Origin of the sequence: Plantibacter sp. MMLR14_011, assembly GCF_001865025.1 — a bacterium.
Classification (GTDB): Bacteria; Actinomycetota; Actinomycetes; order Actinomycetales; family Microbacteriaceae; genus Plantibacter; species Plantibacter flavus_A.
Genome location: NZ_MJGW01000017.1, coordinates 262,263 through 281,866, shown reverse-complemented (window position 1 = coordinate 281,866; position 19,604 = coordinate 262,263). Strand labels below are relative to the sequence as shown.

Sequence of the window (19,604 nt, the reverse complement as noted above, 5' to 3'; positions counted from 1 at the left end):
TCGTACGCCCGTGGCCCTGCGCGGTAGGCTGAAGCCAAATGTTTGACTTGGACCTCTCCACACAGATCAGTACCCTCCGCTCGACCTTCGACGACATCCGCACCGTCGTCGACGTCGACCGTCTCGAAGCCGAGATCGCGACGCTGAGCGAGCAGGCGGGTGCCCAGGATCTCTGGGACGACACGACGAACGCGCAGAAGGTGACGAGTGCCCTGAGCCACCGTCAGTCCGAGCTCGCCCGCATCACCAGCATCGCGAACCGGCTCGACGACCTCGAGGTGCTCATCGAACTCGCGACCGACGCCCAGGACGAGGAGTCGGCAGAAGAGGCCCGCCAGGAGCTCGTCAGCCTCCAGAAGGTGCTCGGCGACCTCGAGGTGCAGACGCTGCTGAGCGGCGAGTACGACCCGCGCCCCGCCGTCGTCACCATCCGCGCCGGTGCCGGCGGTGTGGACGCCGCCGACTTCGCCGACATGCTGTTCCGCATGTACCTGCGATGGGCCGAGCAGCACAAGTACCCGGTCACCGTCATGGACACGAGCTACGCGGAGGAGGCCGGCATCAAGTCGGCCACTTTCGAGGTCGACGCGCCATATGCCTTCGGCACCTTGAGCGTCGAGGCGGGCACGCACCGCCTGGTGCGCATGAGCCCCTTCGGTGCCGCCGGCAAGCGTCAGACGAGCTTCGCCGCCGTCGAGGTCATCCCGCTCATGGAGGAGACGGAGATCGTCGAGATCCCCGAGTCGGACATCCGTGTCGACGTCTTCCGGTCCAGCGGCCCCGGTGGACAGTCGGTCAACACCACCGACTCCGCCGTGCGCATCACCCACCTGCCGACCGGCACGGTCGTCTCGATGCAGAACGAGAAGAGCCAGATCCAGAACCGCGCCGCAGCCATGCGCGTGCTCCAGTCGCGACTCCTCCTCATCCAGAAGGAGCAGGAGGCCGCGACGAAGAAGGAGCTGGCCGGCACCATCACGGCGAGCTGGGGCGACCAGATGCGCTCCTACGTGCTCGCGCCGTATCAGATGGTCAAGGACCTGCGGACGGAGCACGAGCAGGGGAACCCCGCAGCGGTGTTCGACGGCGATCTCGACGGGTTCATCGCCGCGGGCATCCGCTGGCGGTCGATGTCGAAGGCGGAGTAGCGCGGGGCGGCATAGTGTTCGCCCAGCCCTCGTACAGGGTACGGATCGCGGGCGTGTCCTGCCCGTAATCGGCAGGTCGCTCCTTAAGCTCAAGGAGCCATGATTCGGTTTGATCACATCTCCAAGAAGTATCCGGGAACCTCGCGTCCCGCGCTCAACGACGTCGATTTCGAGATCCTCCGGGGAGAGTTCATCTTCCTCGTCGGCGCCTCGGGGTCGGGGAAGTCGAGCTGCCTCCGCCTGATGCTCAAGGAGGACAAGCCGAGCAAGGGCAAGATCCATGTGCTCGGCCACGACCTCGGTTCCATCTCGAACCGCAAGGTGCCGTACTTCCGGCGCAGCCTCGGGGTCGTGTTCCAGGACTTCCGTCTACTGCCGAGCAAGACGGTCTACCAGAACGTCGCCTTCACCCTCCAGGTGATCGGCAAGTCGCGCGGCTTCGTCCAGGAGGCCGTCCCCGACGTCCTCAAGATGGTCGGACTCGACGGCAAGGCGCAGCGCCTGCCGCACGAGCTGTCCGGTGGTGAGCAGCAGCGCGTCGCCATCGCCCGCGCCATCGTCAACAAGCCGCAGATCCTGCTCGCCGACGAACCGACCGGTAACCTCGACCCCGCCACCAGCGCCGGCATCATGCAGTTGCTGGAGCGCATCAACGCGGGTGGGACGACGGTCGTCATGGCCACGCACGAGGCCGGCTTCGTCGACCAGATGCAGCGCCGGGTGATCGAGCTGCAGGACGGTCAGATCGTCCGTGACGAACGCCACGGTGGATACGGCACGACCGCGGCCATCCCGGGTCTCGTCAGAGGATCCTCCAAGGCTGCCGCTCCGGCGGCACAGTCAGCTCCCGCAACGGCCTCGACTCCGGTCTCACCCGTCGTCGAGACCTCCTCGGTTCCGGTGACGACCACGACCTCGTCCGTCGCTGCCAGCTCCGAGCCCACGACGAGTGCCGTGGCCGCAGCCGCGGTCGCCGCCACCGCGGCCACGCCGATCGCTCCAGCCGCACCGACCGCGCCCGCCGCGGTCTCGCGCGAGACCACACCGCAGGCCGACACCGACGAGGTCGTCACCCGGGTGTCCGGCTCGACGCCGATCCAGCAACCGGCCGTAGCACCCGTCGCCGAGCCTGAGTCGCCGGCGACGCGAGCCGAGGAATCGACACCGGAAGCGCCCGAGGCCGAGCCGACGACGCCGGAAGCGGAGCCCGCCGTACCACCGGCGGCTGCGGTCCCGGAGGTCGCGCCTCCGCAACGCCTGAGCAACGCCACGGGCCCCATCGGGCTCCCGGCACGCAACGAGATCGACCCGATCGAGGTCGAACACCTGTCGCTCGCAGAGCGACTCGGCCTGCGTGCCGCGGCGCGCGGCACTGAAGACGGAGAGCAGAACGTGGGGCCGACCAAGTGAGACTCGCACTGATCTGGTCCGAGGTCTGGAACGGCCTGCGTCGCAACGTCTCGATGGTCGTCTCCGTCGTGCTCGTGACGTTCATCTCGCTCACCTTCGTCGGTACGGCCGTCCTGCTGCAGATGCAGATCGGCCAGATGAAGAACTACTGGTACGACCGCGCGCAGGTCGCGATCTACCTCTGCACGGCCGACAGCGCAGGCGACACCTGCGCCGCCGGTGCCGCGACCGAAGAGCAGCGCGCCGCCGTCCAGAGCGCCCTCGAGTCGTCGACCCTCGCCCCCTTCGTGGACAAGTTCTACTTCGAGGACCAGGCGCAGGCGTTCACGAACTTCCAAGAGCAGTTCAAGGGCAACGACATCGCACAGTTCGTCACGGCGGACCAGCTGCCCGAGACCTTCTGGGTGAACATGAAGGACGCCTCGCAGTCCGACGTGCTCGTCGAGGCGTTCTCCGGGGTCGCGGGCGTGGAGCAGGTGACGGATCAACGCCAGTACCTCGACCAGATCTTCTCGGTCCTGAACATCGCCAGTTACACGGCGATCGGGATCGCAGCACTCATGCTGGTCGCCGCAGCCCTGCTGATCGCGACGACCATCCGATTGTCGGCCTACTCGAGACGCCGGGAACTCGGCATCATGCGATTGGTCGGTGCGTCGAACCGGTTCATCCAGACACCGTTCATCCTCGAGGGTGTGTTCGCCGCGCTCATCGGCTCCATCCTCGCGGCCGGGGCGGTGATCACCATCGTCCAGGTGTTCGTCCAGGGATACCTGGCGGACCGCATGCGGTACGTCAACTTCGTCGATCTCGGTGACGCCTTCGTGGTCCTCCCGATCCTGCTGCTCGTCGGCGTGCTGTTGGCGGCGATCTCGGCCAACTTCGCGATCTCGCGGTACCTCAAGGTCTAACGGGGAGCGGTGCGGCCACCGCACCGCTCGCTCTGCGTTAGACTGACAGGCTGCCGCGCTCGCGGCCGGTCCGTTCCGATGGATCCGAACCAGAACGTCAGGAGTACACCGTGCCGAGGGAACGGGGCGAGAACGTCGTGGCCACGAACCGCAAGGCCCGCCACGACTACACGATCGAGGACACCTACGAGGCCGGCATGGTCTTGACGGGTACCGAGGTGAAGTCGCTGCGAGCCGGGCGGGCGTCGCTCGTCGACGGGTACGCCTTCATCGACCGCCGTGAGGCGTGGCTCGACGCGGTGCACATCCCCGAGTACGGCCAGGGCGCGTGGACGAACCACCCGCCGCGGCGCAAGCGCAAACTGCTGCTGCACCGCGAGCAGATCGACAAGATCGCCCACAAGATCGCCCCCGGTGGTTTCACCCTCGTGCCGTTGAAGATCTACTTCAAGGACGGCAAGGCCAAGGTGGAGATCGCCGTGGCGAAGGGCAAGAAGGAATACGACAAGCGGCATGCCCTGCGCGAGAAGCAGGACACCCGTGAGGCCGCGCGTGCGATGGCCACCAGGAACCGGCTCGGCGAATAGGTGACAGGCGCCACCCCGGCGCGGTACACTTGAAAGCTGCACCGCAAGGTGCTCGTCCACCGCTCGCGGTGGATTGACAACTCGACAGCGTGTGACAACGACCCTCTTCGCCTCGTTCTCCGAGGCGCTGAGTCCATGGGGATGATCGGTTTCGACATTGCCTGCGAAACTGCGAGAAGCGGGTCGAGGATGCAGGGTTATCTCGTTAACGATCTCTGCAAAACAACAAGTGCCAACTCTAAGCGCACTGACTTCGCCCTCGCTGCTTAAGCGAGCCCGATAGTCCGTCAGACCGAGCGTGTCCCCGTCTCGGATCCTGGCGTCATCTAGGGGACTTGCTGGATGACGGAGCCGCGACGTCATCCGGGACTTTTCTTCGGCTGGGCCCGTCGACCAAGATGCCCTTGTCAATGGTCGGGGCCGAGTAGAACGTGTCAAGGGATACGCCCGTAGAAGGCGCAGAATCACAGCAGTGGACGGGGGTTCAATTCCCCCCATCTCCACTCCGGACGTTGTCACACGCTGCCGAGTCGACGACAGGCCCCCGCTTCGGCGGGGGCCTGTCGTCGTTCCTGGGGTCGGAGGGGTACCGACGGGCTGCTAACCTGGGAGTCCAGAGGCCGCCACCACCCGGGAGACCTGCATGGCGACAATCCTGCTTGTTTTTGCTGCGATCGCCGTCGCCACGCCCGCACTCACTCGAGTGCTGTCGACGAAGGTCTTCTACGTCATCGCGTGTATGCCCGCGGCGGCATTCGTCTGGACGCTCTTCCAGACCGGAACGGTCACGGCCGGCGGCACGGTCGTCGAGACGATCGAGTGGATCCCGCAACTGAGCATCGCGCTCTCATTCCGGATGGACACGCTCGCCTGGCTGCTGTCCCTCGTCGTCACCGGCGTCGGTGCCCTCGTATTGCTCTACTGCGGCCGCTACTTCTCGTCGACCGAGCCCGGCCTCGGTCGCTTCGCCGCGCTCCTGTTCGCCTTCGCCGGCACGATGTTCGGCCTCGTGACCGCCGACGACATCATCGTCATGTTCATGTTCTGGGAGATCACGAGTGTGCTCTCCTACCTGCTCATCGGGCACTACACCGATCGCAAGGAGAGTCGCGGTGCCGCGCTCCAGGCGCTCCTGGTGACGACCTTCGGCGGGCTCGTCATGCTCGTGGGCGTCATCATGATCTCCGTGCAGGCGCAGAGCACCTCGCTCGCCTCGATCGTCGAGCAGGGTCTGACCGGCCCCGCGACCACCGTCGCCATCCTCCTCATCCTCGTCGGGGCGATCTCGAAATCCGCGCTCGTGCCGTTCCACTTCTGGCTGCCGGCCGCGATGGCCGCACCGACGCCCGTGAGCGCATACCTGCACGCTGCGGCGATGGTGAAGGCCGGGATCTACCTCGTCGCGAGACTCGCTCCCGGCTACGCCGACACCCCGGGTTGGGATGCGATGCTCGTCGGCCTGGGCGTCCTCACCATGGTCGCCGGTGCCTGGCGGTCGCTGCGTCAGTACGATCTCAAGCTGGTCCTGGCTTACGGAACGGTGAGCCAACTCGGATTCCTCATGGTCATCTCGGGGTACGGCACCCGTGATTCGGCCCTGGCCGCCGTCGCGCTCCTGCTCGCCCACGCCATCTACAAGGCGGCACTCTTCCTCGTCGTCGGCATCATCGACCACCGCGCTGGGACGCGTGACTGGAGGCACCTGTCCGGTCTCGGGCGTCAGACGCCGGTGCTCGCCGTCATCGCGGCGATCGCGGTCGCGTCGATGGCCGGCATCCCACCGCTCTTCGGGTTCGTCGCGAAGGAGGCCGTCTTCACCTCACTGCTGGAGGGCGCGCTCGAAGGCGACGTGTGGGGTTGGGTAGCGATCATCGGGACGGCCGTCGGTTCCGTGCTGACCGTCGCGTACAGCGCCCGGTTCCTCTGGGGCGCCTTCGGAGACCGGCGCGGCGCCGCGCCGACCGAACTGCATGCCGAATCCGGAACGATCATGATCGCGCCGGGCATCCTCGCCGTCGCGACCATCGCTCTCGGCTTCGCGACGAAGCCCATCGACACGGTGCTCGCGCCCTACGCGGACTCCGTGGGGGAGGGCGACTACCACCTCGCGCTCTGGCACGGCCTCGAGCCGGCGCTCGGCATCTCGGCCGCCGTGGTGCTGCTCGGTCTGCTGCTCTTCCGCTGGAGGCTCCCGGTCGCTCGTCTGCAGGACCGCCTGCCACCCCTCATCGACTCCTCGAAGGGGTACTGGGCGGCGACCCAGGGCATCGACCGGCTCTCCGCGAAGGTCACCCTGTTCGCTCAGCGCGGCGGGCTCGTCCAGTACCTCTCGACCATCCTCGTGGTCTTCGTCCTCACCCTCGGCACGATCGCCCTCCTCGGGCGCGCCTGGCCGAGCGAGATCCGGCTGTGGGACTATCCCGCCCAGGTGGCCATCGCCTTCATCATGGCGACCGCGGCGATCGCGGCCGCCCGGGCGAAGCAGCGCATGGCCGCTGTGCTCCTCGTCGGCGTCACCGGGTTCGGGCTCGTCGCACTGTTCGCCCTGCACGGCGCTCCCGACCTCGCGCTCACTCAGGCCCTCGTCGAGACGATCACGATCGTGGTGTTCGTCCTCGTGCTCCGCCGACTGCCGGCCAAGATCGCCCAGCGCAACGCCCCGGTCCACCGCGTCCGTCGGGTCGTCATCGGGACGCTGACCGGCCTGGTCATGGGGCTCATCGGGGTCATCGCCCTCGGCGCGCGGCAGGCCGAGAGCATCGCGACCGAGCTGCCACGGCTCGCCGTCGAGGAGGGCCACGGCAAGAACATCGTGAACGTCATGCTCGTCGACATCCGGGCCTGGGACACCATGGGGGAGATCTCCGTGCTCGTCGTGGTGGCCACCGGTATCGCGAGCCTGCTCTTCGTCTCACAGCGGGGCGCCGAGGTCCCGCGCCTCAGCGGTGCGCGGCGCCGACGTATCCCGGGCCTCCGATCCCAGGTCGTGTCGGACCCCCACCTCGCGGACAGCGAGATGGAGGCGCCTCGCGACGCGGTGGGGCGGCACTCATGGCTCATCGGTGGCCGGGCGATCGCCGAGGCGAACCGTTCGATCCTCCTCGAGGTCCTCGTTCGGCTCCTCTTCCACCCCGCGATCGTCGTCTCCGTCTTCCTGCTCTTCGTCGGCCACAACGAGCCTGGCGGCGGTTTCGCCGGTGGTCTGCTCGCCGGCCTCGCGCTCGTGATGCGGTATCTCGCCGGCGGACGCTACGAGCTCGGCGAAGCGGTGCCGATCGACGCGGGCAAGGTACTCGGCGTCGGACTGCTGCTCGCGGTGGGCACGGCCGTCGGGTCCCTGTTCTTCGGCGGCGAGGCGCTGCAGTCCGCATACTTCTCGGCCGACGTCCCGATCCTCGGGCACCTCTCGTTCGGCACGTCCAGCATCTTCGACATCGGCGTCTACCTCGTCGTCGTCGGACTGGCACTCGACATCCTGCGCAGTCTCGGGGCCGAAGTCGACCGTCAACAGGAGGAAGCCGACATCGACGAGCAGAGTACGGACGAGTTCTCGGCGAGTGAGGTCGAGCAATGAGCGCCTCACTGACCCTCGTCGTCCTGATGGCCGTCATGTACGGCACCGGGGTGTACGTCATGCTCGAGCGGAGCCTCACCAGGTTCCTCATCGGGTTCGTGCTCGTCGGTAACGCGACGAACCTGCTCATCCTGATCATGAGCGGCCCGAGCGGCACCGCACCGCTCGTCACGGGCACCGCCTCCGACGAACGCATGGTCGACCCGGTGCCGCAGGTGCTCATGCTCACGGCCATCGTCATCAACTTCGGCGTGACCGCCTTCATCCTGGCGCTCATCTACCGGACCTGGTGGTTGGCGCAGCTCGGCGACGAGGGCGACACCCTCAGCGACGAGCACGCCGACGACACCGAGGCGGCGACGGAGGCGGTCTTCAACCAGGTCGACCTGGACGACGAGGCCATCCAACGGGTCCTCGACGAGAGCAACGAGCACGGCGACGATCGCAAGACGACCAGGAAGGGGGCAGGCGAATGAACGCACTCGTCCCGCTCGTGGTCATGATCCCGCTGATCGGCTCGGCGATCGCGCTCATGTTCCGCAACCGCCGCAAGACGCAGGTGGCGATCAGCGTCATCGCGCTCACCGCGGTGACCGTGATCAGCGCGATCCTGCTCGCGGCCGTCGACCAGAGCGGCACGATCGTCGTCGAGCTGGGCGGTTGGTCCCCGCCCTGGGGGATCGTGCTCGTCGTCGACCGGCTGTCGGCGATCATGCTGCTCGTCGCCGCCCTGATGCTGCTGGGCGTCCTCATCTTCGCCATCGGCCAGGGCATCGTCGACGGCGACCGCGAGACGCCGGTGTCGATCTTCCACCCGACGTACCTGGTCCTGGCGGCCGGGCTGTTCGACGCCTTCGTCGCGGGCGACCTCTTCAACATGTACGTCGGGTTCGAGATGCTCCTCGCATCCAGCTACGTCCTCCTCACCCTGGGCGGCACCGGAGCGCGGATCCGCGCCGGCGTCACGTACATCGTCATCAGCCTCATGTCGTCGCTGCTCTTCGTCGCTGCGATCGCCCTCATCTACGGCGCGACGGGCACGGTGACGATCGCCCTCGTGGCGGACCGCGTGCGCGACCTGCCGATGGAGGTGCAGGCGATCCTCTGCGCCGCACTCCTGCTCGGGTTCGCGGTGAAGGCGGCGGTGTTCCCGCTGTCGTTCTGGCTGCCCGACTCCTACCCGACTGCGCCGGCACCGGTCACGGCGGTGTTCGCGGGCCTGCTGACGAAGGTGGGTGTGTACGCGATCATCCGGACCGACACGCTCATCTTCAAGGAGGTGCCGCTCGCGACACCGCTGATGGTCATCGCCTTCCTGACCCTGCTCATCGGTATCTTCGGCGCGGTCGCCCAGGCCGACATCAAACGACTGTTGTCGTTCACCCTCGTGAGTCACATCGGCTACATGATCTTCGGCATCGCCGTCGGCGGGGTCGCCGGGACCGCCGCGACGATCTATTACATCGTCCACCACATCGTCGTCCAGACCACGCTGTTCCTCACCACCGGTCTCGTCGAGCGGATCGGTGGGACGACGTCCATCTCCCGGCTCGGCGGCATCCTGAAGGCCTCCCCGATCGTCGGCGTGCTGTTCTTCATCGGAGCGATGAACCTCGGCGGCATCCCGCCGTTCTCGGGCTTCCTCGGCAAGATCGGGCTGTTCCAGGCGGGTGTCGCCCTGGGCGACCCGCTGTCGTACATCCTCATCGCCGCCGGAGCCGCGAGCTCGCTCCTGACCCTGTACGCCCTGGCGCGCGTGTGGAACATGGGCTTCTGGCGTGGGAAGGACGAGGTCGCCGGATACTCGTCGCCGTTGCTCGACCAGCTCGCGGAGAGCCCCGAGGACTCGGGCTCGGTCGACACCAAGACCATCTCGCGCCCGATGATCGGTGCCACGACCGGCATGGTCGCGTTGACCCTCGCCCTCACGGTCTTCGCGGGGCCGCTCTTCGGACTGGCCACGCGCGCGGCGGAGAACATCGAGGACCCGGACAACTACATCACCGCGGTCTTCCCCGACGGAACGGAGCACCTGAAGTAATGCAACCGTCACGTCGTCGCGCACTGTTCAGCCAGGCCCTCCTCCTGGCCGGACTCATCCTGCTCTGGTGTCTCCTCTGGGGGATGTTCGACCTGCTCACCCTCGTGACCGGCCTCGGGGTCGCGTTGCTGGTGTCGTTCCTGTTCTACCTGCCGGCCGTCGAGCTGAGCGGCCGCATCAACCTCTGGCGGACCGCGATCTTCCTGGGCAAGCTCCTCGTCGACATCGTGCGGGCGAGTGCGGAGATCGCGTGGCTCGTCCTCAAGCCGAGGTTCCGGTCCAGCAACGCGGTGATCGCGGTCCGCCTGCGGACGACCTCCGACCTCATCATGAGCTGGACGGCCGAGGCGGTCTCGATCGTCCCGGGCTCGATCGTGGTGGACCTCGACCGCACGGCCTCGACGCTCTACCTGCACGCGCTCAACGTGCATGACGACGCCGACATCGACGCGGTCGTCGCCGAGGTCCTCGGGACGGAGCGACGGCTCATCCTCGCGATCGGTTCCCGCGCCGAGGCGGACGCCCTCCGCCACGACCATGACCACGTCTCGATCGGAAGGGGGCAGTGATGCTCGTCGTGATCATCATCGTCTCCGTGCTGTTCGGTGCCGCGGCCCTCGCGGCGGTCTACCGGATCATCCGCGGGCCGAGCCTGCTCGACCGCGTGATCGCCTCCGACGTGCTCGTCGCCACCGTCATGTGCGCGATCGGGGCCGAGATGGCGATCAACCGTCACACGGACGGCCTGCCGGTCCTCCTGGCGCTCGCGATGTTCGCGATCGTCGGCTCGGTCAGCGTCGCGCGGTTCATGTCGAAGCAGGACGACGCATGACCGGCGAGCTGATCCGAGACATCGTCACCGGGGCCCTCGTGCTCGTCGGGGCAATCATGTGCTTCGCCGCCGGTGTCGGCCTGCTGCGCTTCCCCGACGTGTTGTCCCGCCTGCACGCGGCGACCAAGCCGCAGATCCTCGGGCTCATCGCGATCATGGCGGACGTCGCCGTCTCGAGCCCGACGGTCGGGACCATCACGATCGCGATCGCGATCATCGTGTTCCAGAGCCTCACCGCGCCGATCTCCGCGCACATGGTCGCCCGGGCGGCCTACCGCAGCGGCAACTTCGACGAGGCCGTCCTCGTCCGCGACGAGCTCGCGGGACGCGAAGAACTCGGGGAGGAACGACATCCCGGCCACACGCCCGAATAGCGGCAGAATGTCCCCATGGGAATGCTCATCTACGGGTCCGGCGACGAGTACGAGATCGAAGACCGCGCGCTCGCGCACCTGAAGGCCGTCATCGGGGCGAAGCTGCGCCGCCAGGAGAGCTTCTTCCTCAGCTGGGCGAACGATCCCGAGCACGGTTCCGGTCGACGCTCGCTGTGGTTGTCCCCGAGCATCCCGCTGCAGTTCCGCTTCTTCGGGAGCCGCCCGCCGGAACTCAACCGTGCGTGGCTCGAGGTCCTCTCGGATTCATCGCACACCCCCCGAGGGCTGCAGCTCATCCCGGAGTCCGAGGTCGAGGGATACCTTGCGGGGAACGGAGCGCCGCGCGACGCGGGCGCCGAGTCCCACGACCAGGATCACGACTAGGCCGGGTCGTCGGTCCCCACGAGCAGGACGCGCAGCGCCGTCTCCGGTGAGCCGCGACCGTCCGGCGGGATCGTCTCGCCGTGCGTGTATCGATCGACGACCCGCGGGTCGACGTAGCTGGACTTCGCGATCGCCGGGGTGTTGCCGAGGACCGCTGCGGCGTCACGCATGGCCTGTGCGAGCGCCTTCGAGCGTGCCGTCTTGGTCTGCACGGGTCCGGTCTTCGCCAGGCTCTCCGCAGCCGCGACGGTGCCGTGCAAGGTCCGGAAGTCCTTCGCGGTGAACTCGCCGTTCGTCTGCGCCCGGACGTAGTCGTTGATCTGGCTCGCCTGGAGGTGCCGCCACCGGTTCCCGTCCTTCCAGGCCAGGAGGCGGGCGTGAGGTCCACGGCGCTTCAGGGAGCGGATGAGTGAGGCCAGGTCGGCGTCGACGATGTCGGACTCCCAGGGCTGCCCACTCTTCGCCGGGAACTTCAGTGCGACGATGTCGCCGCTCACGCGAGCGTGCGCACCCTCGAGGGTCGACAGGCCGTGACTGCCGTTGGCCTCCGCGTACTGCTCACCGCCCACGCGCAGGGACCCGGTGTCGAGCATGCGGAACGCGCCGGCCGACACCCGTGCGAGCGGGTACCCTTCGAGCCGCAGGTCGCGGGTGACCCGACCTCGCGCGGCGGGGAGGGCCTCGGCGAGGGCCAGGGCTCGGTCGAACTTGTTCCGGTCCTGACGCTCGCGCCAGGACGGGTGGTAGAGGTACTGCCGTCGCCCGGCCGCGTCGATCCCGGTCGCCTGGATGTGCCCGTTGGCGTAGGGGGTGATCCAGACGTCGTTCCAGGCGGGAGGGACCACCAGGCCGTCGATCCGGGCTCGGATCTCCTGATCGTCGAGGAGTGAACCGTCCGGCAAACGGTAGCTGAAACCGCGCCCGGATCGAACCCGTCGGATGCCCTGGCCGTTCACGTCGCTGCGCCTCAGTCGTACCATCCGCCCAGCGTACGACGCGCTCGGATCCCGCTCGGCGGGCTTGCGCCGCGCCGTGCGCCCGTGTCAGCCGACGGGCGGCAGCTCGGCGAGGAAGGCGTCGTGCAGGCGGCCGTTCGTCGCGAGGGAGCTCCGTGTGGAGATGGTCTCGATGCCGTCGATGTCCGTGAAGCGACCGCCGGCCTCGAGGACGATCGGCACGTGGGCGCCCAGGTCGTATTCCTGCACGCCGAATTCGGCCACGGCGTCGATCGAGCCTTCGGCGAGCAGCATGTAGGGCCACATGTCGCCGATGGCCCGATCGCGCCACAGGGAGCCGCACAGGGCCAGCAGCTGCGGGATCCGCCCGACCGAGGCCCACTGCGCGATGCTCTGGAAACTGAAGGACGCGTCGGCGAGGTCGGAGACGCCCGAGACGGACAGCCGGCGAGGGGTGGTCTCACCGAACCGGATGCCCCACGCGCCGTGCCCGATGGCGCCCCACCAGCGGGCGTGCATGGCGGGTGCACTGACGACGCCGACGACCGGGACGCCGTCGACGGCGAGGGAGATGAGCGTCGCCCAGTTCGAGACACCGCGGAGGAAGTTCGCCGTCCCGTCGATCGGGTCGATGATCCACTGTCGATCCGTCGGGCCCTGCGCGCCGTACTCCTCGCCGAACACGCCGTCGTCCGGGCGCTCGGTCTCGAGGATGCCGCGGATGGCGCGTTCGACGGCGAGGTCGGCGTCGGTGACGTGCGAGCGGTCCGGCTTGGTGGAGACGTCGAGGTCGCGTGCCTCGAAGCGGCCCATGGCAATGCGGTCGGCCGCGTCGGCGAGCCGGAGCGCGAGATCGAGGTCGGCGGGGGAGACGGTCACGGGTTCGGTCACCCCTCCAGGATAGGGTCGCGCGGGCCTGATCGGACGACGCCCGAAGGGCCGCAGACGTGCCTCCGCGACACGCCGACGGGCTCGATTTCGCACCCGGGCCAGTTGGGTGCTAGTGTCATATCTCGGTTCGGAACACTCCGAAACCACGCACCTCTAGCTCAATTGGCAGAGCAACTGACTCTTAATCAGTGGGTTCCCGGTTCAAGTCCGGGGGGGTGCACCACACCAGCAACGGCCTCGTCTTCAGACGGGGCCGTTCTGCGTTTCGGCTCGATTCATGTTCGAGCCTGCGACCCGATGAAACGCTCCGGGAACGTTTCGCGACAGCTCCCGTCCGATTCGCGTCATCGGGAGGCAGCGGGGCCCAGGCATGAGACCCTGGAAGGGTCGGCAGCATGGCGGGATCGGGTCCTGCCGTTGCCGACGGAAGCCTCCGCGTGGTCACCCCACCGTGCGGAGCAGAGCGACGGTCGGGCATTCGTGCCCACCAGCGCCGTGACGCCTCATCGATTCGGGTTCGATGAGGCGTCATGCCCGCTCCGGGCTCCACAACGATGAAACGGCCGCCCACCGGAGTGGACGGCCGTTCGCGATGTGGAGTGTCAGGCGACGGAACTGCGGCGCGCCGGCACCGGGTTGACGAGGCTCGCGTCGATGAACTCGGGCTCGGCCCAGACGGTGATGGGGTAGTGCTGCGGCTCGAGGAGGGTCCGCTCGACGAGCGTCGGCTCGGTGTCGTCAGCCGCAGCCTCGGGGTGGTCGTCACCAGCCTGCGCCTCGGACGGGGCGTCGACCGTTTCGGTGATGGCGACGGGCGGCTCGGTGACCTCGAGGGACCCGACCTCGTCGGCGGCGTCGACCGCGGACTCCTCCTGACCGCGTGACCAGAGGCGCCATCCACGCGCCGGAGCGGCCTCGGCACGGACCGTCACCGCTGCCTGCTCGAGGTCGATGTCCGTCGCGATCTCGTGGGCGAGCTGCTGGGCGTAGACCTCGTGGAAGATCTCGTCGCCGGAGCTCGGGGTGCGGCGCGACAGCACCCAGGCGCCGTTGGCACCGAGTTCGCTCGCCAGTCGTGCGTGGACGAGGTCGAACAGCTGCTTCTCGGACAGCTTCGATGCGGAGACTGGTGCTGCGTGGCGTCGGCGACCGAACATGGCGGGCCCTTCATCGAAAGCGGATCATCCGTGAGGCTGGACTGGCTTCATTGTCGATCACGAGGCGCGGAACGACGCGGAGACACGCGGATGACCGCCCCAATTCTCGGGTTTCCCGCGCGGTCGTGGTAACGCGTCCGGCGCGACCTCAGCGGCCGATCTCAGCCTGCTTGCTGTCCTCGAGCACCGAGCTGATCGCGAGGGCGAGCGAGATGCCCCAGCTCACCCAGAGGAGGGCGAGCTTCCAGTCCCGCGGTCCCTGGCGGGTCGCCTGGAGGGCGGAGATGCCGCCGAAGACCGTGGAGATCATGCTGCCGTTGAAGAGGAATTTGCGCATGTCTTCACGCTAGCCGGTAGGGGAGGCCCCCCGCATCCGGGCTTTCCTTCGGGTTCTCGCCTGTGCTAGCGAACGCACGCTTCGCGAAGGCCAGTGAGGCCCGCAGCTGGGCGAGGCGGAGCGTGTCGCCGCCGGTCGCGGGCAGGTGCACCTCCGCCACGATGCTCCCCGACCAGTCCGCCGCGCGCAGCAGCTCGAGGACCTCGGCGACCGGCTGCTCACCGGCACCCGGGAGGAGGTGTTCGTCGAGGAAGGCACCACGCGGCGACGGCGCGGTCCCGTCGCACAGGTGCACGTGTCGGAGGCGGTCGCCGTAGCGGGTCGCGATCTCGAGCGAGTCCTCACCCGCGAGGGCCGCGTGGGAGAAGTCGAGCGTCAGGGCGGCGCAGGCGAGTGGGGCCGGGTCGTACCCGAAGGCGAACGGCTGCACCCGGAGCCCGCGGCTCTGGAAGCACGCCATGTTCTCGACGGCCAGCTCGAGGCCGTGTGTCTCGGTCAACTCCGCGACGAGGTCGACGAAGGCGTGCGCGTAGCGCCGCTGCCAGCGGAACGGCGGGTGCACGACCACGGTCGACGCGCCGACGGCGGCGGCGAGCTCCGCCGAGCGCCGGAGCTTCTCCCGATGGTCGCGGCCCCAGACGAACGCGGTCCGGGTCAGGACCGGCGCGTGGATGGAGAGGATGTCCAGCCCGGTCTCGGCGGCGAGGCCGCGGAGCGCGTCGGCGTCCTGCGTCACGCGGTCCTGGGTGACCATGACCTCGACGCCGTCGTAGCCGGCTTCGGCGGCCAACTCGAACGCGCGCCGGGTTCCCAGCGGGTAGACGCAGGAGGTGCTCATGCCATGGCGGATCATCAGCGCAAGCATATGCTCGCCGTCTGAACACGCGGTTTCGCCATGCGGAACGCTGCTAGCCTGAACAGCGAACCCGAGTACCCCGGGAGGGCCATCATCACCAGATATTCCGCGCCTGACGGCGGATCAGCGTCGACCTTCGACTTCATCGTGGTATCCAACCGGCTGCCGGTCGACCGCGTCGTCGACGCAGACGGTGCCGAGAGCTGGCGGACCTCACCCGGTGGACTCGTGACCGCCCTCGAACCCGTCATGCGCGGTGCCGACGGCGCATGGATCGGATGGGCCGGCTCGGCCGACCTCGAGATCGAACCGTTCGACAACGACGAGATGTGGATCATCCCGGTCCCGCTGTCCGAGGACGAGATCGCCCGCTACTACGAGGGCTTCTCGAACGACACCATCTGGCCGCTCTACCACGACGTCATCGCTCCGCCGAGCTACCACCGCGAGTGGTGGGACTCCTACGTCGCCGTGAACCGACGGTTCGCTGAGGCGGCCGCGGTGGCCGCGTCCGACGGTGCGACGGTGTGGGTGCAGGACTACCAGCTGCAGCTCGTGCCCAAGATCCTGCGTGAACTGCGACCCGACCTCACGATCGGGTTCTTCAACCACATCCCGTTCCCCGCCTACGGCATCTACTCGCAGCTCCCGTGGCGACGCCAGATCATCGAGGGACTGCTCGGCGCCGACGTCATCGGCTTCCAGCGCGTCGCGGACGCGGGCAACTTCTCCCGGGCGGTCCGCCGCCTGTTCGGGTACGAGACGAAGGGGGCCGCGATCCAGGTCCCGCTCGACGCGGCACTCGTGTCGGTCACGACGGACGCCGCACCGGCCGCCTCGAAGCGCGGCGCCCCGTACCGCACGGTGATCGCCCGGCACTTCCCGATCTCGATCGACAGCAAGGGGTACCAAGCCCTCGCGCAGCGCCCCGACATCATCGCCCGTGCCAAGCAGATCCGCGAGGAGCTCGGCAACCCGGAGACGATCATGCTCGGCGTCGACCGTCTCGACTACACGAAGGGCATCGGGCACCGACTCAAGGCCTTCGGCGAACTCCTCGCACAGGGCAAGCTCGCGGTCGAGGACGTCACGCTCGTCCAGGTCGCGAGCCCCAGCCGCGAACGCGTCGAGACGTACCGCCAGCTCCGCGACGACATCGAACAGACGGTCGGCCGGATCAACGGCGACTTCGGCACCATCGGCCACACCGCGATCCAGTATCTGCACCACGGGTACCCCCGTGAGGAGATGGCCGCGCTCTACCTCGCCGCCGACGTCATGCTCGTCACGGCCCTGCGCGACGGCATGAACCTCGTCGCGAAGGAGTACGTCGCGGCTCGCTACGACAACGACGGCGTCCTCGTCCTGAGCGAGTTCGCCGGCGCGTCCGACGAGCTGAAGCAGGCCCTCAAGATCAACCCGCACGATATCGAGGGGATGAAGTCGGCGATCCTCCAGGCCGTGCACATGACGAAGGCCGAGCGTGGTCGTCGCATGCGAGCGCTGCGCAAGCGCGTCATGGAGTACGACGTCGCGCGGTGGTCGGCGTCGTTCCTCGACGAGTTGCAGCGCGTGCGCGACCAGTCACCGACCATCGAGCAGGGGAGCATCACCCAGTCATGAGCACCACCGACGAGCCCACCGACACCCTCGGGGGGCTTCCCCTCGGACTGCGCGCGGAACTCCGCCGCCTGGCCGACGTCCCGAAGCTCCTGGTGGCCCTGGACTTCGACGGCACCCTGGCCCCCGAGGTCGACGACCCGGACCAGGCGCGCGCGCTGCCCGCCGCCCGCAAGGCCGTGTTGGCGCTGATGGACCTGCCCGGGACGCGTGTCGCACTCGTGTCCGGGCGCGCGATCGACAGTCTCGTGGCGGTGGCCGAGCTGCCCGACCGCGCCCTGTTCGCCGGCTCGCACGGCGTCGAGATCCGGCTCGACACCCCCGACGACGCCCTCGCCCTCGACGACGAGGAACGCGAACAGCGGGAGACCCTCCAACGGATCCTCCAGGACGTCGCGGAGGGTTACGATAATGTCTGGATCGAGCGGAAGCCGGCAGGGTTCGCCCTGCACACGAGGCTCGCCAGTGAAGAAGACTCCAGGATCGCCCACCTCGAAGCACTCGCCCACACCAAGGACGAGTTCGGCGCCCTGACGGTTCGAGAGGGCAAGAACGTCCTCGAGTTCTCGCTCAGGAGCGCGACCAAGGGCGAAGCCGTCGAACACCTCCGGCGGTACACCAAAGCAGATGCCGTGTTCTACGCGGGCGACGACGTCACGGACGAGGACGCGTTCGGCGCACTCGGCCCCGGCGACCTCGGGGTGAAGAGCGGTGCCGGCGTGACCGCCGCCGACTTCAGGGTCGAAGGACCCTCGGAGATCGCGCGCGTCCTCGGCATGCTCGCGGAATATCGAAGCAACAAGGAAGCCGTAGACTCTTAAAATGCCAGAGATCGACATCAAACCACGCAGTCGTGCCGTCACCGACGGGATCGAGGCGACCACTTCGCGCGGCATGCTCCGCGCCGTCGGCATGGGCGACGAGGACTGGGACAAGCCCCAGATCGGCATCGCGAGCTCGTGGAACGAGATCACGCCCTGCAACCTCTCGCTCGACCGCCTCGCACAGGGGGCCAAGGAGGGCGTGCACTCGGGCGGGGGATACCCGCTGCAGTTCGGCACCATCTCCGTCTCCGACGGCATCTCGATGGGCCACGAGGGCATGCACTTCTCGCTCGTCTCACGCGAGGTCATCGCCGACAGCGTCGAGACCGTGGTCATGGCCGAGCGCCTCGACGGCACGGTTCTGCTCGCCGGCTGCGACAAGTCGCTGCCGGGAATGCTCATGGCGGCCGCACGACTCGACCTCTCCTCGGTCTTCCTCTACGCCGGATCGATCGCGCCGGGTTGGGTCAAGCTCTCCGACGGCACCGAGAAGGAGGTCACGATCATCGACTCCTTCGAAGCGGTCGGGGCCTGCAAGGCCGGCAACATGAGCGAAGAGGACCTCAAGCGCATCGAGTGCGCCATCGCCCCTGGCGAGGGTGCGTGCGGCGGGATGTACACGGCCAACACGATGGCGTCGGTCGCCGAGGCGCTCGGGATGAGCCTCCCGGGTTCGGCTTCGCCGCCCTCGGCCGATCGCCGTCGCGACTACTTCGCGCACCGTTCGGGCGAAGCCGTGGTCAACATGCTCCGACTCGGCATCACCGCGCGCGACATCCTGACGAAGGAGGCGTTCGAGAACGCCATCGCCGTCGCGATGGCCTTCGGCGGATCGACGAACGTGGTCCTGCACCTGCTCGCGATCGCCCGCGAGGCCGAGGTCGACCTCACGCTCGACGACTTCAACCGCATCGGCGACAAGGTGCCGCACATCGGCGACCTGAAGCCGTTCGGCCAGTACGTCATGAACGACGTCGACCGTCACGGCGGCGTCCCCGTCGTCATGAAGGCGCTGCTCGACGCAGGTCTGCTGCACGGCGACTGCCTCACCGTCACCGGCAAGACCGTCGCCGAGAACCTCGCCGACATCAACCCCGACCCGATCGATGGCACGGTCATCCGCACGCTCGACAACCCGATCCACGCGACCGGCGGCATCACGATCCTCAAGGGGTCGTTCGCGCCCGAGGGCGCCGTCGTGAAGACGGCCGGATTCGACGCCGAGGTCTTCGAAGGACCCGCGCGGGTCTTCGAACGTGAGCGCGGTGCCATGGACGCACTCACCGAGGGCAAGATCAACAAGGGCGACGTCGTCATCATCCGCTACGAGGGCCCGAAGGGCGGACCGGGGATGCGCGAGATGCTCGCGATCACGGCCGCCATCAAGGGCGCCGGACTCGGCAAGGATGTACTACTGTTGACGGACGGTCGATTCTCAGGCGGCACAACCGGACTGTGCATCGGCCACATAGCACCCGAAGCGGTGGACGCAGGTCCGATCGCCTTCGTGCGCGATGGTGATCTGATACGGGTCGATATCGCTGGCCGCTCGCTCGACCTACTCGTCGACGAAGCAGAGCTGGAAGCCCGCCGCGACGGCTGGGCGCCTCTTCCCCCGCGCTATACCCGTGGCGTTCTCGCAAAGTACTCTCGTCTCGTGCACTCCGCAGCGGAGGGCGCGATCACGGGATAACCGAGCATC

Annotated in this window: 19 protein-coding genes, 1 tRNA gene and 1 other RNA gene; 16 read left to right on the top strand and 5 right to left on the bottom strand. The window is 68.0% G+C overall.

The annotated features are described in order from the left end of the window. Positions 1 to 38 precede the first annotated feature (38 nt). The 12 genes from prfB to BIU99_RS09690 all read left to right on the top strand — a co-directional run bounded on the left by prfB (position 39) and on the right by BIU99_RS09690 (position 11,261). Complete coding sequence (gene prfB / locus BIU99_RS09745; RefSeq protein ID WP_064296229.1) at positions 39 to 1,148, top strand: peptide chain release factor 2; 1,110 nt, start codon at positions 39 to 41, stop codon at positions 1,146 to 1,148. 99 nt (positions 1,149 to 1,247) lie between these two features. Beyond that, complete coding sequence (ftsE, locus tag BIU99_RS09740) at positions 1,248 to 2,558, top strand: cell division ATP-binding protein FtsE (RefSeq protein WP_064296230.1); 1,311 nt, start codon at positions 1,248 to 1,250, stop codon at positions 2,556 to 2,558. Further along, positions 2,555 to 3,469: a permease-like cell division protein FtsX gene (gene ftsX / locus BIU99_RS09735; protein WP_064296231.1), complete on the top strand. Its 915-nt coding sequence runs from the start codon at positions 2,555 to 2,557 to the stop codon at positions 3,467 to 3,469. Before ftsE ends, ftsX begins: the two co-directional genes overlap by 4 nt. A 110-nt stretch (positions 3,470 to 3,579) precedes the next feature. Next, on the top strand, positions 3,580 to 4,056 hold the full coding sequence (smpB, locus tag BIU99_RS09730) for an SsrA-binding protein SmpB (protein WP_064296232.1): 477 nt from the start codon (positions 3,580 to 3,582) through the stop codon (positions 4,054 to 4,056). Between the two features lie 137 nt (positions 4,057 to 4,193). Next, positions 4,194 to 4,562, top strand: a transfer-messenger RNA (tmRNA) gene (ssrA, locus tag BIU99_RS09725). Positions 4,563 to 4,699: 137 nt separating this feature from the next. Next, positions 4,700 to 7,630, top strand: a complete 2,931-nt coding sequence (locus BIU99_RS09720) for a Na+/H+ antiporter subunit A (protein ID WP_071260946.1) — start codon at positions 4,700 to 4,702, stop codon at positions 7,628 to 7,630. Then, positions 7,627 to 8,106 carry a sodium:proton antiporter gene (locus BIU99_RS09715; protein ID WP_064296234.1) on the top strand — a complete coding sequence of 160 codons (480 nt, stop codon included), beginning with the start codon at positions 7,627 to 7,629 and terminating at the stop codon, positions 8,104 to 8,106. Before BIU99_RS09720 ends, BIU99_RS09715 begins: the two co-directional genes overlap by 4 nt. Next, positions 8,103 to 9,671 (top strand): Na+/H+ antiporter subunit D, encoded by a 1,569-nt coding sequence (locus BIU99_RS09710; RefSeq protein WP_071260942.1) that lies wholly within the window; start codon positions 8,103 to 8,105, stop codon positions 9,669 to 9,671. Before BIU99_RS09715 ends, BIU99_RS09710 begins: the two co-directional genes overlap by 4 nt. Beyond that, positions 9,671 to 10,240, top strand: a complete 570-nt coding sequence (locus BIU99_RS09705; RefSeq protein ID WP_064296236.1) for a Na+/H+ antiporter subunit E — start codon at positions 9,671 to 9,673, stop codon at positions 10,238 to 10,240. The genes BIU99_RS09710 and BIU99_RS09705 overlap by 1 nt, the downstream gene beginning before the upstream one ends. Next, entirely contained in the window at positions 10,240 to 10,503 is a 264-nt protein-coding gene (locus BIU99_RS09700) for a monovalent cation/H+ antiporter complex subunit F (RefSeq protein WP_064296237.1), read from the top strand. The genes BIU99_RS09705 and BIU99_RS09700 overlap by 1 nt, the downstream gene beginning before the upstream one ends. Further along, positions 10,500 to 10,877 (top strand): monovalent cation/H(+) antiporter subunit G, encoded by a 378-nt coding sequence (mnhG, locus tag BIU99_RS09695; RefSeq protein ID WP_064296238.1) that lies wholly within the window; start codon positions 10,500 to 10,502, stop codon positions 10,875 to 10,877. The genes BIU99_RS09700 and mnhG overlap by 4 nt, the downstream gene beginning before the upstream one ends. 15 nt (positions 10,878 to 10,892) lie before the next feature. Next, a complete protein-coding gene (locus tag BIU99_RS09690; protein ID WP_071260940.1) occupies positions 10,893 to 11,261 on the top strand; it encodes a hypothetical protein in 369 nt (122 codons plus the stop codon). Here the strand turns inward: BIU99_RS09690 and BIU99_RS09685 are convergent. Both BIU99_RS09685 and BIU99_RS09680 read right to left on the bottom strand, forming a co-directional pair. Further along, positions 11,258 to 12,241: a DNA topoisomerase IB gene (locus BIU99_RS09685; protein ID WP_071260937.1), complete on the bottom strand. Its 984-nt coding sequence runs from the start codon at positions 12,239 to 12,241 to the stop codon at positions 11,258 to 11,260. The two genes, BIU99_RS09690 and BIU99_RS09685, sit on opposite strands and share 4 nt — an antisense overlap. A gap of 63 nt (positions 12,242 to 12,304) precedes the next feature. Then, positions 12,305 to 13,108, bottom strand: coding sequence for an inositol monophosphatase family protein (locus BIU99_RS09680; RefSeq protein WP_064296241.1), 804 nt, complete (start codon positions 13,106 to 13,108; stop codon positions 12,305 to 12,307). 147 nt (positions 13,109 to 13,255) lie between these two features. Here BIU99_RS09680 and BIU99_RS09675 point away from each other — a divergent pair. Further along, positions 13,256 to 13,331, top strand: a tRNA-Lys gene (locus tag BIU99_RS09675). A gap of 379 nt (positions 13,332 to 13,710) precedes the next feature. Here BIU99_RS09675 and BIU99_RS09670 read toward each other — a convergent pair. The 3 genes from BIU99_RS09670 to BIU99_RS09660 all read right to left on the bottom strand — a co-directional run bounded on the left by BIU99_RS09670 (position 13,711) and on the right by BIU99_RS09660 (position 15,455). Beyond that, the gene (locus BIU99_RS09670; RefSeq protein ID WP_071260935.1) at positions 13,711 to 14,265 is read right to left on the bottom strand and encodes a hypothetical protein; all 555 of its coding nucleotides are present in this window, start codon (positions 14,263 to 14,265) and stop codon (positions 13,711 to 13,713) included. Between the two features lie 148 nt (positions 14,266 to 14,413). Beyond that, positions 14,414 to 14,602 (bottom strand): hypothetical protein, encoded by a 189-nt coding sequence (locus BIU99_RS09665; RefSeq protein WP_071260933.1) that lies wholly within the window; start codon positions 14,600 to 14,602, stop codon positions 14,414 to 14,416. 4 nt (positions 14,603 to 14,606) lie between these two features. Continuing rightward, positions 14,607 to 15,455 (bottom strand): sugar phosphate isomerase/epimerase, encoded by an 849-nt coding sequence (locus BIU99_RS09660; RefSeq protein WP_175484375.1) that lies wholly within the window; start codon positions 15,453 to 15,455, stop codon positions 14,607 to 14,609. A 42-nt stretch (positions 15,456 to 15,497) separates the two neighbouring features. Between BIU99_RS09660 and otsA the strand changes: the two genes are divergently transcribed. The 3 genes from otsA to ilvD are packed head-to-tail and all read left to right on the top strand — an operon-like array spanning position 15,498 to position 19,595. Next, positions 15,498 to 17,081 (top strand): alpha,alpha-trehalose-phosphate synthase (UDP-forming), encoded by a 1,584-nt coding sequence (otsA, locus tag BIU99_RS09655; RefSeq protein ID WP_083397281.1) that lies wholly within the window; start codon positions 15,498 to 15,500, stop codon positions 17,079 to 17,081. Then, positions 17,078 to 17,899 carry a trehalose-phosphatase gene (gene otsB / locus BIU99_RS09650; protein ID WP_071260929.1) on the top strand — a complete coding sequence of 274 codons (822 nt, stop codon included), beginning with the start codon at positions 17,078 to 17,080 and terminating at the stop codon, positions 17,897 to 17,899. Before otsA ends, otsB begins: the two co-directional genes overlap by 4 nt. Before the next feature lies 1 nt (position 17,900). Continuing rightward, positions 17,901 to 19,595, top strand: coding sequence for a dihydroxy-acid dehydratase (gene ilvD / locus BIU99_RS09645; RefSeq protein WP_064296246.1), 1,695 nt, complete (start codon positions 17,901 to 17,903; stop codon positions 19,593 to 19,595). The last annotated feature ends 9 nt before the right edge of the window (positions 19,596 to 19,604 follow it).

Bases quoted from the DNA above. Each gene is read 5' to 3' on its own strand.
- BIU99_RS09720 (WP_071260946.1), top strand. From the start codon at position 4,700: ATGGCGACAATCCTGCTTGTTTTTGCTGCGATCGCCGTCGCCACGCCC.
- otsB (WP_071260929.1), top strand. From the start codon at position 17,078: ATGAGCACCACCGACGAGCCCACCGACACCCTCGGGGGGCTTCCCCTC.
- BIU99_RS09685 (WP_071260937.1), bottom strand. From the start codon at position 12,241: ATGGTACGACTGAGGCGCAGCGACGTGAACGGCCAGGGCATCCGACGG.
- BIU99_RS09705 (WP_064296236.1), top strand. From the start codon at position 9,671: ATGCAACCGTCACGTCGTCGCGCACTGTTCAGCCAGGCCCTCCTCCTG.
- BIU99_RS09700 (WP_064296237.1), top strand. From the start codon at position 10,240: ATGCTCGTCGTGATCATCATCGTCTCCGTGCTGTTCGGTGCCGCGGCC.
- prfB (WP_064296229.1), top strand. From the start codon at position 39: ATGTTTGACTTGGACCTCTCCACACAGATCAGTACCCTCCGCTCGACC.
- BIU99_RS09710 (WP_071260942.1), top strand. From the start codon at position 8,103: ATGAACGCACTCGTCCCGCTCGTGGTCATGATCCCGCTGATCGGCTCG.
- ilvD (WP_064296246.1), top strand. From the start codon at position 17,901: ATGCCAGAGATCGACATCAAACCACGCAGTCGTGCCGTCACCGACGGG.
- mnhG (WP_064296238.1), top strand. From the start codon at position 10,500: ATGACCGGCGAGCTGATCCGAGACATCGTCACCGGGGCCCTCGTGCTC.
- BIU99_RS09665 (WP_071260933.1), bottom strand. From the start codon at position 14,602: ATGCGCAAATTCCTCTTCAACGGCAGCATGATCTCCACGGTCTTCGGC.
- BIU99_RS09670 (WP_071260935.1), bottom strand. From the start codon at position 14,265: ATGTTCGGTCGCCGACGCCACGCAGCACCAGTCTCCGCATCGAAGCTG.
- otsA (WP_083397281.1), top strand. From the start codon at position 15,498: ATGCGGAACGCTGCTAGCCTGAACAGCGAACCCGAGTACCCCGGGAGG.
- BIU99_RS09660 (WP_175484375.1), bottom strand. From the start codon at position 15,455: ATGATCCGCCATGGCATGAGCACCTCCTGCGTCTACCCGCTGGGAACC.
- BIU99_RS09690 (WP_071260940.1), top strand. From the start codon at position 10,893: ATGGGAATGCTCATCTACGGGTCCGGCGACGAGTACGAGATCGAAGAC.
- BIU99_RS09715 (WP_064296234.1), top strand. From the start codon at position 7,627: ATGAGCGCCTCACTGACCCTCGTCGTCCTGATGGCCGTCATGTACGGC.
- ftsE (WP_064296230.1), top strand. From the start codon at position 1,248: ATGATTCGGTTTGATCACATCTCCAAGAAGTATCCGGGAACCTCGCGT.